A 16,411-nucleotide genomic window follows, 5' to 3' on the forward strand; every position below is an offset into this window, starting at 1 on the left:
GCGCTCGAGCTCGGGCCGGCGCGGCAGAGGTGTGTGCTGGCGGCCTTGGCGGTGGACGCGGGCCGGGTGGTCCCGGTGGACCGGCTGATCGACCGGGTGTGGGGCGATGACCCGCCGCTGCGTGCCAGGACGACGTTGCTGAACTACCTGTCGCGCCTGCGTCTGTTACTCGCGAGCGCCGGTACAGCGGTCGTCGCCCGACGCCCTGGGGGCTACTCGCTGGACGTCGAGCGCTTCACGGTCGACCTGCTGCGCTTTCACGATCTGTGCGCTCAGGCCCGTACCGGTGACGACCGGCAGGCGGCGGCACTGCTGCGGCAGGCGCTGGACCTGTGGCAGGGAGAGGCCCTGACCGGCATTGAGGGCGACTGGGCGGAGGCCGAGCGCTATCGGCTGCACCAGCAACTCCTGGGCGCCGAGTGCGACCTGACCGACACCCTGCTGCGCCTGGGCCACGGCGAGGACCTGGTGGCTACCCTAAGCGCCCGCACCGTCCGATGGCCGTTGGACGAACGCGTGGCCAGTCAGTTGATGCTGGCCCTGCACCGCGCCGGGCGCACCGCCGACGCCCTGGCCCACTACCGCGCGCTGCGCGACCGGCTGGTCGAGCACCTGGGAACCGAGCCCGGCACCGCACTGCAGGATCTGCACCAGCGCATCCTCGACACCGATCCCACCCTCACCCCGCCCTTGGCGGCGATCACGGGCGCGGCGATCACCAGCGGGACAGCGGCGAAGGCGGAGCCGCCGGTGCCCCGGCAGTTGCCCGCGCCGCCACGATGGTTCACCGGCCGCGGCACCGAACTGGCCCGCTTGGACCAGGCGCTGACCGCCGGACTACACGGGGACCGACTGCTCTTCGAAACCGGTTCGGCAAGACAAACCGCCACCACGGTGGTGATCTCGGCGATCGGCGGGACCGGCGGGATCGGCAAGACCTGGCTCGCCCTGGCATGGGCACACCGCCACCTGGACCGGTTTCCCGACGGACAACTGTTCATCGACCTGCACGGGTTCAGCCCCACGGAAGAACCGATGGCTCCGGAGTCGGCGGTGCACGGGTTCCTCGACGCCCTCGGAGTCGCCTCCGGTCGGATCCCGCCGAACCTGGACGCGCAGGCGGCGCTGTACCGGAGCCTGGTCGCCGGGAAGCGGATGCTGGTCGTGCTGGACAACGCCGCCACCGTCGACCAGGTCGTCCCGCTGCTGCCGGGCAGCCCGACCTGCACCGTGCTGGTCACCGGTCGCACCAGGCTCGCCTCCCTGATCGACCGGCACGGCGCCCGCCACCTGCAACTGGACATCCTGGACCGTGTCGAGGCCCGTGCCCTGCTCGCCGCACGCCTCGGCGCGGACCGTGCCGAGGCCGATGCCGTCGATGAGCTGGTCGAGTTGTGCGGGGGCTACCCACTGGCCCTGTCGATCACCGCCCGCGTCGCCGCTAGCCGCCCCGGCATCCCGCTAACCGAGATCGCCGCCGAGCTGCGCGAGCTGGGCTTGGAGATGCTCGATCACGACACCGACTCCGCCGCCAGTCTCCCCGACGTGTTGTCATGGTCCCTGCGCTGGCTCACCGACGAGCAGCGCACCGTGTTCGGACTGTTGGGAATCGCACCCGGTCCCGACACGACGCTGCCCGCTGTGGTCTCCCTCACCGGCCTGCCCCCGGCCCGCGCACGCAAGGCGCTGGCGACGCTGGAGAACGCGTCCCTGCTCGAACGGCGACCGGGCGGTCGGTACGCGATGCACGACCTGGTCCGCACCTACGCCGCCAGCATCGCCCACGACCTGCCCGACGACGTGCGGGAGGCGGCCCTGGTGCGAGTCATGGACTTCCACCTGCATACCGCTCACACCGCCGATCACCTTTTAGAGCCCACCCGCCAACATCTGGAACCCGACCCGCCCGCGCCCGGCGTCCACCCGCACCCGTTGCATGATGCCGCAGCCGCGACGGCCTGGCTGCAGACCGAGCACGCCAACCTCCTGGCCACCCAGCGTGCCGCCGTCGTCCTCGGCCACCATCCCGCCGTCTGGCACCTCGCCCAGGCACTAGAAAGCTTCCACTACCGAAGTGGGCACCTACGAGACGCGCTCGCCATGTGGCGAGCAGCGGTGGATGCAGCCGCCCACCTACCCGACCCCGCCACCCGCAGCGGCGCTCACCGAGCCCTCGGCTATGCCTACGCCAGACTGGGGCTCCACGAGGAAGCCACCGACCACTTGGACCAAGCCCTCGATCTAGCCGTACGCCACGACGACCCCACCCAACAGGCACACATCCACCGAACGCTCGCGGCGGTCTGGGAAAGGCGGGGGGAGGACCAACGTGCTCTGGACCACGTTCGACAAGCCCTCAACCTCCACCGCGCCCTCGGCCAGCCGGAGTGGGAAGCCCACGCGCTTTGCGGAGTGGGCTGGTTCGCCGCCCGCCTGGGCGACTTCGACACCGCCCGCGACCACTGCCGCGCCGCCCTCACCCTGTACCGACACCACGACAACCCCGACGGAGAGGCGGACGCCCTGGACAGCCTCGGGTTCATTGCCCACCGCACCGGCCACTACCAGCAGGCCGTTGGCCACTACCACCAGGCCCTCACCCTGTACCGCACCGTTGACAACCGCTACCAACTCGCGGACAGCCTCGACAGGCTTGGGCATCCCCACGCCGCCCTCGGACAACACGAGCAGGCATCCACGACGTGGAGGGAGGCACTGGGGCTATACCGGGAACAAGGCCGCGACGAAGACGCCGAACGCGTCCAGCAACAACTCGACGACCTCGATCGCGATCATTCGATCACCACCGCGACCGCCACTGCGTCAATGGTCCGGAAGGCTGTGCCTGCCGATAACCTCATCCATGCAAGTGAGAGGCGTGAGCAGGACAAGGGCTCGGGATAGCCCGTGGGGTGCTCGTGTTCCACGGCTGTACGTGCTCGCGGTCATCAGGCACGCCAGCCGCCGGATCCGCGTGCTCGGCGCCACCGCGCACCCGACTGCGGCCTGGTTGCCCAAGCCGCCAGGAACCTCGTCATGGACCTCGAAGACGCGCGCAGCGCCGCACGGTTCCTGATCCGCGACCGCGACGGCAAAATTCCCCTGTGGGGTGTCAGAACTCTGCACAGGGCGTTGAGCTGCGGCGATCATGCACCCTGGCCTCCAGGGCATGATCGTGTGGTGTGGCGTTACGACTGCTGCACCTGATCTTCGTCCGGCTCGTCGGCTGGTTGGTTCTGCTCGGCCGGTCCCCTGCGGCCAAGGACGTGGAGTTGCTGGTGCTGCGGCACGAGGTCGCCGTGCTGCGCCGGACCAATCCCCGCCCGCGGCTGGAGTGGGCCGATCGCGCAGTGCTCACCGCGTTGATACGGCGCCTGCCACGGCTGCTGCGCGAGCACCGGTTGGTGACACCGGGAACCATCCTGCGATGGCATCGGCGCCTGGTCGCGAGGAAGTGGACCTACCCGAACCGCACCGGGCGCCCACCGGTGAACGACACCGTCGTAGCGTTGATCGAGCGCATGGCCCGGGAGAACAGCGGCTGGGGCTACCGTCGGATCCAAGGCGAGCTGCTCACACTCGGCCACCGGATAGCCGCCTCGACCGTGCGCCGCGTGCTCAAGCGCCTGCGGATACCGCCCGCGCCCAGGCGTGACAGCGACACCTCCTGGCGGCGGTTCCTCCGCGCGCAGGCAGCCGGCCTGTTGGCCTGCGACTTCTTCCACGTCGACTGCACGGTCACCCTCGAACGCGTCTACGTGTTCTTCGTGATGGAGGTCGCCACCCGCTACGTGCACATCCTCGGCACCACCACGAACCCGGACGGCCCTTGGACAACGCAACAAGCCCGCAACCTGCTCATGGACCTCGGCGACCGGGCCGACGACTTCCGGTTCCTGGTGCGAGACCGGGCCGGGCAGTTCACCGCCCCGTTCGACGCAGTCCTCGCCGGCGCGGGCATCAAGGCCGTAAAGATCCCACCACAGTGTCCACGAGCCAACGCCTACGCCGAACGATTCGCCGGCACCGTCAGACGCGAAGCCACCGACCGCCTGCTCATCCTCAACTAACACCACCTGAGAACAGTGCTGCAACGCTACGTGGCCCACTACAACCACCGCCGACCTCACCAAGCCCGACAACTCACACCACCACGACCAGACCGAACCATCGTAGAGCCGGACTGCACCTCCATACGCCGCCGACCAGTCCTCGGCGGCCTGATCAACGAGTACGAACCCGCGGCAGCATGACCCGCAGGTCAGACCGCATGGCCGACTTTAGGCACCCCACACCATCCCCAGGCCCCACACGTTCCAACCTCCGCTATTCGACACAATTATTAATACCTCGACCCTTCCTATTCGCAATCGCGTTTTGCTGTAGTTCTCGAATGCCTTGGACCGAGCCGCAACCCTTCTTGGCCAAGCAGGACAAGTACCACCTAACGCGATTGGCGGTGACCTTCTGCGACTGGTTCTGGGTCGAGTCATTCCACTGGGCCTTTCCGCGTAGCGGGCTATCACGCTGTGTGAAGGGCTGGCAGGGACGGCCGTGTCGGGGGTGGAGCAGGCCGAAGTGTGATCGAATCGGTCGTATGACGATCGAGCACGTCCCCGTCTCCGGTGAGGGCCGCCTGTGGACTGAGAAGTCCGGCGACGGAGCGCCCATGGTCCTGCTCCACGGGTCCGTCCACGACAGCCGCCTATGGGACAGCGTGTTCCCTGAACTCGCGCTCCACCGCACCGCGATCCGGTACGACGCGCGGGGCCTGGGACGATCGACGCTGCCGACCGCGCCGTTCAGCTACGAGGACGACCTCCTCGCGGTGCTCGACCACTTCGGCATCGAGCGCGCCGCACTGGTCGGGCTGAGCATGGGCGGCGAGGTCGCGCTCGACTTCACGTTGGAGCATCCCGAACGGGTGCGCTCGCTGACGCTCGTCGCGGCGTCGGCCGGCGGCCACGACTGGCCGCAGTCTCCTGAGCTGGACGCCTACACGGCGGCGAACCGGGGAAACGATCCCGACCGCCTGGCCGAGATGGAGCTCGCGGTATGGGCCCCGCTGGGCGACCGGGCACCGGGATACCCGGCGATCGCGACCATGGTCACCGAGAACGCCAAGGTGCAAGCGGTCGTCGAAAAGGGGCACATCCGCTTCCCAGAGGAAGATGCCGTCGAGCACCTTGAGCGGGTCAAGGTGCCGACCACCATCGTCGTCGGCGATCACGACCACCCGGAGATCGGTGTGATCGCCCGCCGACTCGCCGAGGGCATCCCCGGCGCGCGCCTGGAGATCGTGGCCGGGGCTGATCACTATCTGCCGCTGCGTACGCCGGAACGGCTCACGGAAATCATTGTCCGTCAGTGAGCTGTTCCGAGTTCCGGTTCGTGACGCTGTGTGATCTGGGCGTGCGCGGTGCGGCGATACCCTGAGAGCGCGGGTCCCTGGCACGAAGTGGTCCTCCTGCAGATCAACTTCACAGGGATCCCGCGCCGCTATGAGCGTCACATACACCGCCGTACTGGAAGTATCCGAGGACAGCGTTCTGTTCCTGTCCGCGCTGCTGTACGCCGAGCGTGTGCGGCGAGGTACCCGGAAGGGGACCCGCGCGTTGGGGACCTACAAGCAGGCCGTGCTGGTGCTGCGCTGGTACCTGGACGATACTCGGATGTCGGCTCTGGCCAGGGACAACGGCATCGCGGTGTCCACGGCGTATGACTACCGAGACGAGGGGATCGCGGTACTTGCCGCGTGCCGGCCGTCGCTACGCGGGGCGCTGTTGGCGGCCAAGGCCGCCGGCCACTCGCATGTGATCGTGGACGGCACTGATCCACACCGACCGGATCGCCACCCCTGGCCCTACGACCGGGGTAGACCTGTGGTGGAGCGGCAAACACCACCAGCACGGCGGGAACATCCAGGTCGTCTCCGCCCCGGACGGGTGGCCGTTGTGGACCTCCGGTGTGCGACCCGGCCGCGAGCACGACACCAGCGCCGCCCGCGCTGACCCCGACCTGCTGGCCCGGATCACCGACTGGATCAGCGATGGCGCCCTGGCGCTGGCGGACCTGGGCTACGAAGGCGAACCAGAGACCTTCACGATCCCGTTCAAGAAGCCGAAAGACGGGCAACTGTCCATCGACCAGCAGTCCTACAACGCCGTCCATGGCGCGCTGCGCTGCCTGGGCGAGCGAGCCAACTCGCTGCTCAAGACCACCTACAAGGCCCTCCGCCGCTACCGCGGCTGCCCGTGGCGCATCGGCAACATCGTCGCAGGCGCCCTGGTCCTGCTTCACCACGAACGCGGCCGCACCACATTACCCAACCAGAAGTTGATCACACAACGCCACGAACGGTTACACGGAAACGGTCAGTGACTCCATGCGGGTTCCGAGATCGGTGGCGAGGTTTTGACCTGATGCGGGGCGGGCCCTGATCACCGTGTTGATCAGGGCCGACCTGGTGCACCTCACTGCTTCGGCGGTGCCGGGTGTCCTTCCGAGGCCTGCACGACGACGACGCCCTGGCCTGACAGCGCGAGCTGGTACGCCTCACCCGAGCCGCGCCCGATAACGGCGCCGAGCTTGGCGGTCCTGCGGATCGAGGACCGCAGCGAGGTGGACCACAGGACGGCGGACTGCATGTCGACGAACGTCGGCACGTCCACGTTCAGCACGACCGGCGTCCCGAAGGCGGTGACGGCGAGTGCCCCGGTGCCCGTGAACGTCGTGTTGAACAGGCCGCCGCTGAACATCGACGCGCCCTCGACGCGGTTGATGTCCCACCTGAGCGTGCTCTCGAACGCGAGCACGTTCTTGCCGTTGACGGTCACGCCCTCGTTCTCCAGGTAGAGCACGAACACCTCGTCGGCGTCTTGGGCGAGGAACACGTCCCCGCTGCCGGACACCTTCATCAGCCACATGCCCTCGCCGGTGAGGGCCTTCTTGAACAGCTTGCCCAGACTGCCGCTGCCCTCGTAGGCGAAATCGACATCGCCCTGGTAGGCGACCATCGACCCCTGCTTGGCGAAGAAGAACCCGCCGCTGCCGGTGAGGTCCACCTTGAGCATGCGGTCGTTCTGCAGTTGGAAGCTACCGGGCTCGCCGGCACGCTCGGCGTGGTCGAACAGTGAGCTGCGCATGCCCCGATAGTGCAGGTGATCACCGGTGGACGCACCCACACCAGCCGGGACCGCCGTGCGCGTCACTTGCCGGAGACCCGACCTCGTCGCCCTCGACGACGCCGACCACGTCCCGATCCTGGACATCTCATGCTCGAGCGGCCCACTCCGTCGATCTGACCAGGCTGCTGCTCGCCCTCGCCATCCTGCCCACTGCTGTGGCTGTCTGACCAAATCGGGCGCATCAACACAACGGCCTGCACGGACACGTTGAGATCCGCCGGCCGTAACGGCTCATTCTCATCGGACGATCAACAGATGGTTCCGGTGCTGCGCGACATCTTCGACAGGTTCGGGTCGATGACTGCCGCGGTTCGCGACCAACCGACTCCGACCGCACGCAGCACGCCAACCGGGGTGGAGATTGAGCCGCTACGTCGTTGTCGACGTCGAAACGACCGGGTTGGATCGTGTACTTGCCGAAAATGTCATCCGTGCAGGTCAGGCGGCATGGTGGTACTCGTTGAGGATGCCGCCCAACCGTTGTCGTCGGCGGATGTCGAGGTCGGTGATCTGGGTTTGGTCGGTGATCGGTGGTGGCAGCGCGTGTAGTGGTCGTGCGTTGGCGATGCCCTGGTGGGGCCGGTGCGAGTTGTAGAACTGCTCGTACTCGCGCAGGGCGTGCAGCAGGTGCCGTTGGTTCCAGATCAGCGTGCGGTCGAGGAGTTCGTGGCGGCAGCTCTGGATCCATCTCTCCATGATCGCGTTCATCCGCGGGATCCGGACACCGCTGAGAACGACCGAGATACCCGCGTCGGCGAGGACGGCGTCGAACAGGGCAGGGAACTTCCCGTCTCGATCGCGGATCAGGAACCGCACGCAGGTACCCGCGTCCTCGAGGTCCATGACGAGGTTCTTCGCGGCCTGGGCGACCCAGGCCACGGTCGGGTGCGCGGTGGCACCCAGGATGCGGATCCGTCGGCTGGTGTGCTCGATGACCGCGAGTACGTAGAGGCGGGTGCCGCTCGACGTGCAGGTCTCGAAGAAGTCGCAGGCCAGTAGCGCGTCGGCCTGCGAGCGGAGGACGGCCGACCAGGTCGTCGTGGTCCGCTCGGTCGTCGGATCTATTCCGGCGTCCTTGAGGATCTGCCACACCGTGGACGCGGCGACCCTGATACCGAGCACGAGGAGTTCGCCGTGGATCCGGCGGTAGCCCCAGGTGGGGTTGTCCCGCGCCAGACGCAGCACCAGGAGTCGAATCGAGCGGACGGTGCGTGGACGGCCGGGCCGCTGGGGACGGGATCTGATCGCGTGGTGTCGTGCGATGAGGTCCCGGTGCCACCGCAGCACTGTCTCCGGGCGCATCAGCAATCGGAGCCGACGAAGCGCGTCGACCGGAAGTCGGTGCAACAGCGCCGCGAGGAACGCCCGATCGGCGGGAGAGAACCGTGGGCGGGTGTTGCCCAGTTGGCGTTCCAGGATGGTGATCTGGTGCCGCAGCGCCAGGATCTCCACGTCCTTGTCCCGATCGCTCATGGGCAGCAGGCGCAGCAACGCGAACGCGTTGGTCACGCTCAGGTAGGCCAGTCGGAGCAGCATGGCCGGTCATCATGCCGCGTCAGTCGACGTCGTCGCGGACCTCCGGCCGCACCCACGAGCACTTCGACCCCTCACGCTACGCACGGCTTCGACCTGCATGGATGGAGTTGTCGGCAGGCACAGCGTAGAGCCTTCGACCGAGCACGGTGTCGAGGTGGAGGAAGTCCGCCGCGATGATGCTGTCGGCTTGGGCGGTGAGGAACTCCCGCCAGGTCGGGCCGCAGCGGCGTGGTGCCGGGTCGATGCCCGCGTCATGCAGGATCTGCCAGACCGTCGAGGGTGCGATGTGGGTGGCCGAGTCGGGTCAGTTCGCCCTGGATCCGCCGGTGACCCCATCGGGGGTTCTCCTGGGCGAGCCGCAGTACGAGCGACTTGGTCGCGACTCGTGTCGGTGGGCGTCCGGTGCGTCGACGCGCGGAGTAGTCCCACCGACGAGCCACAAATCTGCGGTGCCAGGCGAGCAGGGTGCCCGGCGTGACCGGGAAGACCTCTGGCCATCGTCGACGGTCCACCAGCCCGGAGAGGGCGGCGAACCAGAACCGATCCGCGGGCTCGTAGCGGACCGGGCCCGCGAGTTGCCGACGGAGTACCGCGTTCTCGTGGCGCAGCACAAGCAGCTCGGCTTCCTTCGCCGCCTCGCCGCGCAGCAGCACCGCCGGAACGGACAGCAACCTCCGGGTCACCTTGTACAGCAGGGACACGATCACCCGGACATGGTCTCAACACGGTGAGACCCCGCTCCACCAGCGACGACGACTTTTCGAGCGGCACACCCTGGTCAAGCCCAAGCAGGCGACGCCCGGCTCCAAGCACAACCGGCGGGAGGTGGCCGTCACCACAGGCACCCGAAGTCGAAGGGCGGCGTAGGGTTTGCCATTTGCAACGGAGCGGCGTTGTGCATGCGGTGCAACGGAAAGAAGTCGAACCACACATGAGCGACGAGAAAACGGGTGTCTTCACCACCCACCACGTGCTCGACGGCACGCCTGTAATGCGGGTCTACCACGACGAAGACGGCGACTGGCAGTTCATGCCGCTGCTCGAGGTGACCGAGGAAGACGGCCGGCTGGTGGGCGTCGACCACCTGCTGGCCGCCGACCCGACCCTGCGGGCCCTGCTGGACCTGCCGATGGGCTGGTACGCCTTCCGCGACTCGGTCGACGAGTCCTGGTCGCGGGCGGAGATGACCGACGACATGTGGTCGTGAGCGACGAGGGACGCTGAACCCAGGGGGTCTGTGGAGGCTCATACTGGCCTCCGCAGACCCGTGCGACGCCTGCGGTGGCCGACCTCGACGACGCGTGGGCTCGGTGACCTGCAATGCAGCCCCGGCAGGCCGTGGCGGGCGTCCTGGGTGACTTGGACAACTCGTGCCGCGTGAACTGGCGGAACGGTCAGGATGTGCCCCAAGGTGCATAGCGAATGCACTGGCGATTGCCCGCGGGAGCTTCAGGGCGGGGCGCGGTCAGCCCATATTCGGGAGGTGGCGGTGAGCCGGCGACTCTTGGTAATTGGTAGTTCCAACAGTAGTCACCGGCGGCGTCTTCGCTCATCTTCGTCCAACTCGATCCCAAATGTTGAACGGCCCACGCGCTGACACGGTCGCCTTCCTCAGGCTGGCCGCGTACCCCAAACGCCACGGTGGACCTGGAGGTCGGCGTCCCGGCTGGCACGACTGCCGTGCGGTCGTGCGTGGACGGCGTCGCGGTCGCCTGCCTGACGTTGTCGGCGGTGCACTGGGGCAGTGCCGGAAGGTGGCGGCTCCGGTCGTGACGTGACCATCCACGATGGACCACTCGGTGGAGGTGCACGCGGCCTTCGGAGCGAACCACCCCGCTCGCCCGGGAAATGACACGCACACCGACCTAACCGGCTGCGCGATGACCGAACCACCTCCCGTTCGCACGGGAAAGGCCCGGTGTTCAGTTGTAGCCCTGCTCGCTCGTGCTTGCGGACCACCTCCTCTCGCGCAGGGACGACAACAGCGCGGTACGCGGCACGACGCTCATCGCCGGCCACTGCCGCATGCGCGGGGCCGAGGCTTCGTGAAGTGCGGTTCAAGTAGCGGGTGACTGGGCGGAAGTTGCCTGGGCGCCTCCGTACCGTGCCTGGCACCGCGACTCCCAGCCGAACAGCTCATTTTGATTATGCTGCCAGGTGGTGGTGTTGACGCGGGCGCGGTGGATGGTCACGCCGTGGCGGCGGGCGTCGGCGACCAGCGATTGGGGTGTGTAGAAGCCCATGGGTTGGGCGCGGAGCAGAGCGGCGCAGAGCGGCGCAGAACGCGGCCGGGTGGTAGCACTTGAGCCAGGCGCTGGTGAACACCAGGTGTGCGAACGCCAGCGCGTGGCTCTGGGGGAAGCCGTAGCCGCTGAAGGACTGGACCTGGAGGAAGACCTTGTCCGCGAGTTCGCCGTGGATGCCGTTGGCGGCGGCGCCGCGGTAGAGCCGGTCCCGCAGCCGGTCCATCTTGGACAGTGCGCGTTTCGACCCCATCGCCCGGCGCAGTTCGTCGGCCTCGCCGGGGCTGAACCCGGCCGCGTCGATGGCGATCTGCATGACCTGTTCCTGGAACAGCGGCACGCCGAGGGTTTTGTCCTGTGGGGTGTCAGAACTCTGCACTGGGATGCTGAGCTGCGACGATCGCGCACGCTGGACCTCCAGGGCATGATCATGAGGTGTGGCGTTACGACTGCTGTACCTGATCTTCGTCCGACTCGGTGACTGGCTGATTCTGCTCGGCCGGTCCTCTGCGGCCAAGGACGTGGAGTTGCTGGTACTGCGGCACGAAGTCGCCGTGCTACGCCGGACAAACCCCCGCCCGCGGCTGGAGTGGTCCGATCGCGCGGTGCTCGCCGCACTGGTGCGCCGTCTCCCCCGACTGCTGCGCGAGCACCGGTTGGTGACACCGGGAACCATCCTGCGATGGCATCGGCGCCTGGTCGCGAGGAAGTGGACCTACCCGAAGCGGACCGGGCGCCCACCGGTCGACGACACCGTCGTGGCGTTGATCGAGCGAATGGCCCGGGAGAACGCCGGCTGGGGCTACCGACGTATCCAAGGTGAACTACTCAAACTCGGTCACCGGGTCGCCGCCTCAACCGTGCGTCGCGTGCTCAAGTGCCTGCGGATACCGCCCGCGCCCCGGCGCGACACCGACACCTCCTGGCGACGATTCCTCCGCGCGCAGGCCGCGAGCCTGCCGGCCTGCGACTTCTTCCACGTCGACTGTGCGGTCACCCTCAAGAGGGTCTACGTGCTCTTCGTGATGGAGGTCGCCACCCGCTACGTCCACATCCTTGGCACCACCACCAATCCCGACGGGCCCTGGACCACCCAACAAGCTCGCAACCTACTGATGGACCCGGGCGATCGGGCTGACGACTTCCGGTTCCTCATACGCGACCGGGCCGGCCAGTTCACCACCTCGTTCGACGCCGTCCTCGCCGACGCCGGCATCAAGGTCGTGAAGATCCCGCCGCAGAGTCCGCGAGCAAACGCCCATGCCGAACGATTCGTCGGAACCATCCGACGCGAAGCCACCGACCGACTGCTCATCATCAACGAACGCCACCTGAGATCAGTGCTCGACCGGTACGTGGCCCACTACAACCACCGCAGACCACACCAGGCCCTCCAACTCGCACCACCACGGCCGGAACATCCAGTCCCACAGCCGGGCCACACATCGATACGCCGCCGACCGATCGTCGGCGGCCTGATCAACGAGTACGAACCCACAGCGGCCTAACCACAGGTCAGACCACGTGGCCGACTTTAGGCACCCCACAGGTTCCGATGCCACCTGTTGAAGTTTCGACACGTCCTCGACGATTCGCTCGCGCTCGCCTTCCCGGTCCCTACCTGACGCTTTAACCAGCGCCTTTTCCTCATCGCTCACCACGACGCCGAGTAGCCGGAGGGAATCTCGCCCTCCGGCCCTCACAGATCCGGACGTGAACCTCTCGATTCATCCGGCTCGTGCCGTCCAGTCACCAGGTCGTGTAGCGCAACTCCCAGTGCGCAAACAGTCGGGGTGTCCGTTCCCGGACTCCGCACAACCATTCTCGCGCTCGCCTGTCACCGCGTTCCAACCGCTTGTACTTCCGTCTTGCCCAGTGCATCAGGTGACGATCAGCGCGCCGGCACAACGGAATCACCATGCTCGGATAGAACACAGTGAAGTAGTTGAGCCAGCCCCGGAGAGCCGGGTTCACGTCACGTGCGAGGTCGTTCAGGTTCAGAGTTGTGCGCCGATGTATCCGCCACGAGGCCATCTTGCGGCTCATGTCCGTCAACTTGCCCGGATCGACCGCTGGCAGGAACCTCGTGAACGCCCTTCCCTCTGCCTTGTTGAAGGCCTTCCGGGGACGAAACGCATAACCACAGAACGTAAACGACACCTTCGGGTAGCCCCGACGGCGCCGACTGTCCTTGCAGTACACTATTTTCGTCTTTTCGGGGTGCAGACTCAATCCGATGTCGGCGAACCGACGACCGATCGCGCCCCGCACCTCCCAGGCTTGACGTTCGGTCACACAGTGGATCACCGCATCGTCCGCGAAACGCTCGAACCGAACCCCCGGATATTCCCGGGAGATCCACAGGTCGAGGCCGTAATGCAGGAACAGATTGGCGAGCAACGGCGAGATGGGGCCGCCTTGCGGCGTCCCCTGAGTCCTTTCGGTGACGGTGCCACTCGGCATCCGCATCGGGGCTTTAAGCCAGCGCTCCACATACAGCAGAACCCATCTCTGGTCTGCGTGGCACGCAACCGCCTTCAATGCCAGATCCCACCGGACCGTATCGAAGAAAGCCTTCACGTCGAGATCGACGACCCAGTCCTTCTCCCAACACCGTTTACGGCATACCGCGACCGCGTCTAGGGGTGACCGGCCAGGTCGGTATCCGTACGAGTCTTCGTGGAACACCTTCTCCACTTCCGGCTCAAATACCAGAACCGCCACCGTCTGCGCCACCCGATCGACCACGTTCGGGATACCCAGGACTCTCGTTCCTCCCTTCTTCGGTATTTCCACCGCGCGGACCGGACCAGGGAAGTACGATCCCGACGACATGCGATTCCACAGCCTGTAGAGGTTGTCTTTCAACCTCTCCTCGAACTGATCGATCGTCACACCATCGTCCCCGGCCGCTCCTCCGTTCTTCTTTACCTTCAACCACGCATCCCACACCAGATTTTTCGGGATGTCATGCGATTTGCCCTGCAACTTCGGCTCACTCATGCGATTCCTTCCTTACGGTTGATCACACGCATCAGCCAGGACGACCCCACCCCTTGGCTCCGCCCCCACTGCGATACGCAGGGACTTCACAGCTACTACGGGCGAGTCCGCCAGCGCACCCACGCAACGGTACTCAGCTCCTTGCGGATTCCGCCGCTTGGAGTTCTTCCTCTCGCCACCAATTGTCTGGTGACAGTATCGGGGCGCGCCTTCACATGTTCCATACGAGAGCCCGGACCGGACTCATGCTGCCTGCACGCCGGACACCACCTGGGCAGTAGACGGGTAACCCCCAGGCTCATCCCAGAGCAAAGACCAGACCCTGGTTTCGATGTCATCTGATTAGCTTTCGACGCTTCAGTCGGCAGAGGGTCGTTTCGACCCATCGCTCATCTTTCCGGCCCACACCTGACACGATCTCAGCCGCGCCTTTTCCTACACCGTTCAAGACCACGGTCTTTAGCCAAGGCCCCGGTAGGTGGTTTGAAGCCTCCTCCCGCAAGGCGACTCCGGAGGTCCAGACACTCCTCTATCTGCTCGTACAGCACCGGAACCCAAGCTCACCGAGCCCAGCCTCCGTTCATGTTCACAAGGTCTTCAGCCAACGCAGCATGAGGCGGTTTGGAGCCACCCTCCGCCGGGCGACCCCGAAGGGCCAAGATCCTTTATCCTCCACGCAGCACCACTTCAGGATGCACTACCTACATCAGCATCCCTCCACGTTCAGGACACGAGATCACTTCAGTGGGAATGGCCACGTGTGGCCAATTCCCCTTCCTCGACATAGAACTCCCGCCCCATCACGAAACGTAGATCAACCCCATCCGATCCGTTATTCAGGAAGCTTGCCGCCACCTGGTCGCCTTCCTGTAGTCGGTCTTCCGGGCGATCGACCCTTCCGACGATCGCGAGACTTCGGCCTGTCCGCAGAATATTGTCGGTGAGCATAGCGCTCGAGACGCTTCGGACTTGCTGAACCGCGATGAGGTGATCGAAGTCCGGGGGCGCGGTGATCAGATGCGAGAGGAACAGCTCACTTCTCTTCCCGAAGGCCAGGTAAGTCAGAGCGGCAGGCCGGAGGGCTCGATGATCAAGCTGCCGAAAATGGATAACATGATCCACTTCAACTGTCACCCTGTCAAGGATTTTGGTGCCACCGCGCTCGAAATGTCCCCGAAACAGCGTGCCGGTGAACGAGGTGATCCTGGGCCGTTCGCCGTCGGCGACAAGGTCGGAGATGTGGAACGCTTCGGGTTCCAATGTATAGATGGCCGTCCCCGTCATCCGGCGGTCAGCTGCGTAGGCCTGCTGCGCGTCGCCTGTTTCATTCTTCAGGGTGACTTCGAGCAAGACCTGGAAGTCATGAGGAGCCATGAACATGGGCAGGTGCGACAGATAGACCGTCTCCTCGCCCAACACCAGCATTCCATGGACACCCTTCGGTTCAGCGTTCGACATAGGTCTCATCTCCGTAGCGGATTCCATCCAATGTTCCGGGCAACGAGTCGTCTCCAAATTACTCTGAGTCTTACACGCGGCCTGAAAGATCACCATTCAGGCCATCAAGCCTGTCCCGACTGTGCCGTCGGCGGACTTCGAGATGGTGAGCCCTGCTTGACCGGTAGTCGGTTGTGGCAGCGTGTGTAGCGGTCGGGCGTTGGCGCGTTGATGGTCGGTCTTGCGGTAGAGCGCCATGCAGATGCCGCCCCAAGCGAAGACCTTCCTTGGTGGTGGCTTGCTGTACAGATAGTGTCGACCCTGCCTTGCCCCAGGTGTCGGCCACTTCACTCGATCGAGTGAAGGATTCACTTCCGGTCGTCGCCCTACGCTACAGGCAGGCGGTGTATTGAATCGAAAGTGATTGGTTGCCTGTAGGTTGATGTGCGTGGTCGAGGTCGAGGGTGCGCATCGGTTGCCGCCTGCGGAGCAGGAGGTGCTGCGGCTGCGGGTGGTGGCGGCGCTGGAGTCCGGGCAGGTCGAGGGCTACAAACAGGCGGCGGAGGTGTTCGGGGTCTCCGTGCGGTCGGTGGGCACCTGGTGGCGTGCCTACCAACAGCAGGGCCGGGACGGCCTGGTGGTGCGTCGGAGGCGGCGGCCGGGACCGGCCGAGCTGATCAGCCCCGAGGATCGGGGCACGCTGTTCGCGGCGATGGCCGACTACACCCCGGAGGAGTTGCTGATCGGCGGGCCGCTGTGGACCCGCCAGGCGGTGGTCGAACTGATCCGGCTGGTCGTCGGGGTCGACATGACCGAGCAGGGTGTGGGGCTGTGGCTGCGAAGGCACGGCTTCACCCCGCAGCGCCCGGCCCGCAGGGCATACGAACAGCAGCCCGCCGCAGTGCGCACGTGGCTGGACGAGGAGTATCCGACGATCGAGGCACGGGCGAAGTGAGCTTCCCCCGACCGGTGCCGGTTGCGGACCCGGTCCACCGCCGACGGACA

The 16,411-nt window shown here is 66.2% G+C and carries 11 protein-coding genes and 2 pseudogenes; 7 read left to right on the plus strand and 6 right to left on the minus strand.

The window, feature by feature from the left end; genetic code table 11:
- Positions 1 to 33: 33 nt before the first annotated feature.
- The 4 genes and pseudogenes from ALI22I_RS05355 to ALI22I_RS47365 form a co-directional block, all read left to right on the plus strand.
- Complete coding sequence (locus ALI22I_RS05355; protein WP_077004419.1) at positions 34 to 2,904, plus strand: AfsR/SARP family transcriptional regulator; 2,871 nt, start codon at positions 34 to 36, stop codon at positions 2,902 to 2,904.
- Positions 2,905 to 3,182: 278 nt separating this feature from the next.
- Positions 3,183 to 4,070, plus strand: a complete 888-nt coding sequence (locus tag ALI22I_RS53090) for a transposase (RefSeq protein ID WP_238598125.1) — start codon at positions 3,183 to 3,185, stop codon at positions 4,068 to 4,070.
- A 527-nt stretch (positions 4,071 to 4,597) separates the two neighbouring features.
- Positions 4,598 to 5,371, plus strand: a complete 774-nt coding sequence (locus tag ALI22I_RS05370) for an alpha/beta fold hydrolase (protein ID WP_077004420.1) — start codon at positions 4,598 to 4,600, stop codon at positions 5,369 to 5,371.
- Positions 5,372 to 5,501: 130 nt separating this feature from the next.
- Positions 5,502 to 6,321 (plus strand): annotated as a pseudogene (locus ALI22I_RS47365) (transposase family protein); the annotation flags it as partial.
- A gap of 152 nt (positions 6,322 to 6,473) precedes the next feature.
- On the opposite strand, the gene ALI22I_RS05380 reads toward ALI22I_RS47365, so the two are convergent.
- The 3 genes from ALI22I_RS05380 to ALI22I_RS05395 form a co-directional block, all read right to left on the minus strand.
- Positions 6,474 to 7,145, minus strand: a complete 672-nt coding sequence (locus ALI22I_RS05380) for an AIM24 family protein (RefSeq protein WP_077004444.1) — start codon at positions 7,143 to 7,145, stop codon at positions 6,474 to 6,476.
- 480 nt (positions 7,146 to 7,625) lie between these two features.
- The gene (locus ALI22I_RS53095; RefSeq protein WP_077004422.1) at positions 7,626 to 8,723 is read right to left on the minus strand and encodes an integrase core domain-containing protein; all 1,098 of its coding nucleotides are present in this window, start codon (positions 8,721 to 8,723) and stop codon (positions 7,626 to 7,628) included.
- 251 nt (positions 8,724 to 8,974) lie between these two features.
- On the minus strand, positions 8,975 to 9,430 hold the full coding sequence (locus ALI22I_RS05395; protein WP_077004423.1) for an integrase: 456 nt from the start codon (positions 9,428 to 9,430) through the stop codon (positions 8,975 to 8,977).
- A gap of 224 nt (positions 9,431 to 9,654) precedes the next feature.
- On the opposite strand from ALI22I_RS05395, the gene ALI22I_RS05400 reads away from it, so the two are divergent.
- The gene (locus ALI22I_RS05400; RefSeq protein WP_077004424.1) at positions 9,655 to 9,930 is read left to right on the plus strand and encodes a hypothetical protein; all 276 of its coding nucleotides are present in this window, start codon (positions 9,655 to 9,657) and stop codon (positions 9,928 to 9,930) included.
- A gap of 958 nt (positions 9,931 to 10,888) precedes the next feature.
- Here ALI22I_RS05400 and ALI22I_RS05405 read toward each other — a convergent pair.
- Positions 10,889 to 11,321 (minus strand): annotated as a pseudogene (locus ALI22I_RS05405) (error-prone DNA polymerase); the annotation flags it as partial.
- A gap of 82 nt (positions 11,322 to 11,403) precedes the next feature.
- Between ALI22I_RS05405 and ALI22I_RS53100 the strand changes: the two are divergent.
- Entirely contained in the window at positions 11,404 to 12,474 is a 1,071-nt protein-coding gene (locus ALI22I_RS53100) for an integrase core domain-containing protein (protein ID WP_077004426.1), read from the plus strand.
- 241 nt (positions 12,475 to 12,715) lie between these two features.
- Here ALI22I_RS53100 and ltrA read toward each other — a convergent pair whose 3' ends face one another.
- Positions 12,716 to 13,969, minus strand: coding sequence for a group II intron reverse transcriptase/maturase (ltrA, locus tag ALI22I_RS05415; protein WP_077004427.1), 1,254 nt, complete (start codon positions 13,967 to 13,969; stop codon positions 12,716 to 12,718).
- A gap of 741 nt (positions 13,970 to 14,710) precedes the next feature.
- Entirely contained in the window at positions 14,711 to 15,394 is a 684-nt protein-coding gene (locus ALI22I_RS05420) for a hypothetical protein (RefSeq protein WP_202970700.1), read from the minus strand.
- Between the two features lie 460 nt (positions 15,395 to 15,854).
- Between ALI22I_RS05420 and ALI22I_RS05425 the strand changes: the two genes are divergently transcribed.
- Entirely contained in the window at positions 15,855 to 16,361 is a 507-nt protein-coding gene (locus ALI22I_RS05425) for a helix-turn-helix domain-containing protein (protein WP_077004428.1), read from the plus strand.
- Positions 16,362 to 16,411 lie beyond the last annotated feature (50 nt).

It is taken from the genome of Saccharothrix sp. ALI-22-I (assembly GCF_001984175.1).
GTDB lineage: Bacteria > Actinomycetota > Actinomycetes > Mycobacteriales > Pseudonocardiaceae > Actinosynnema.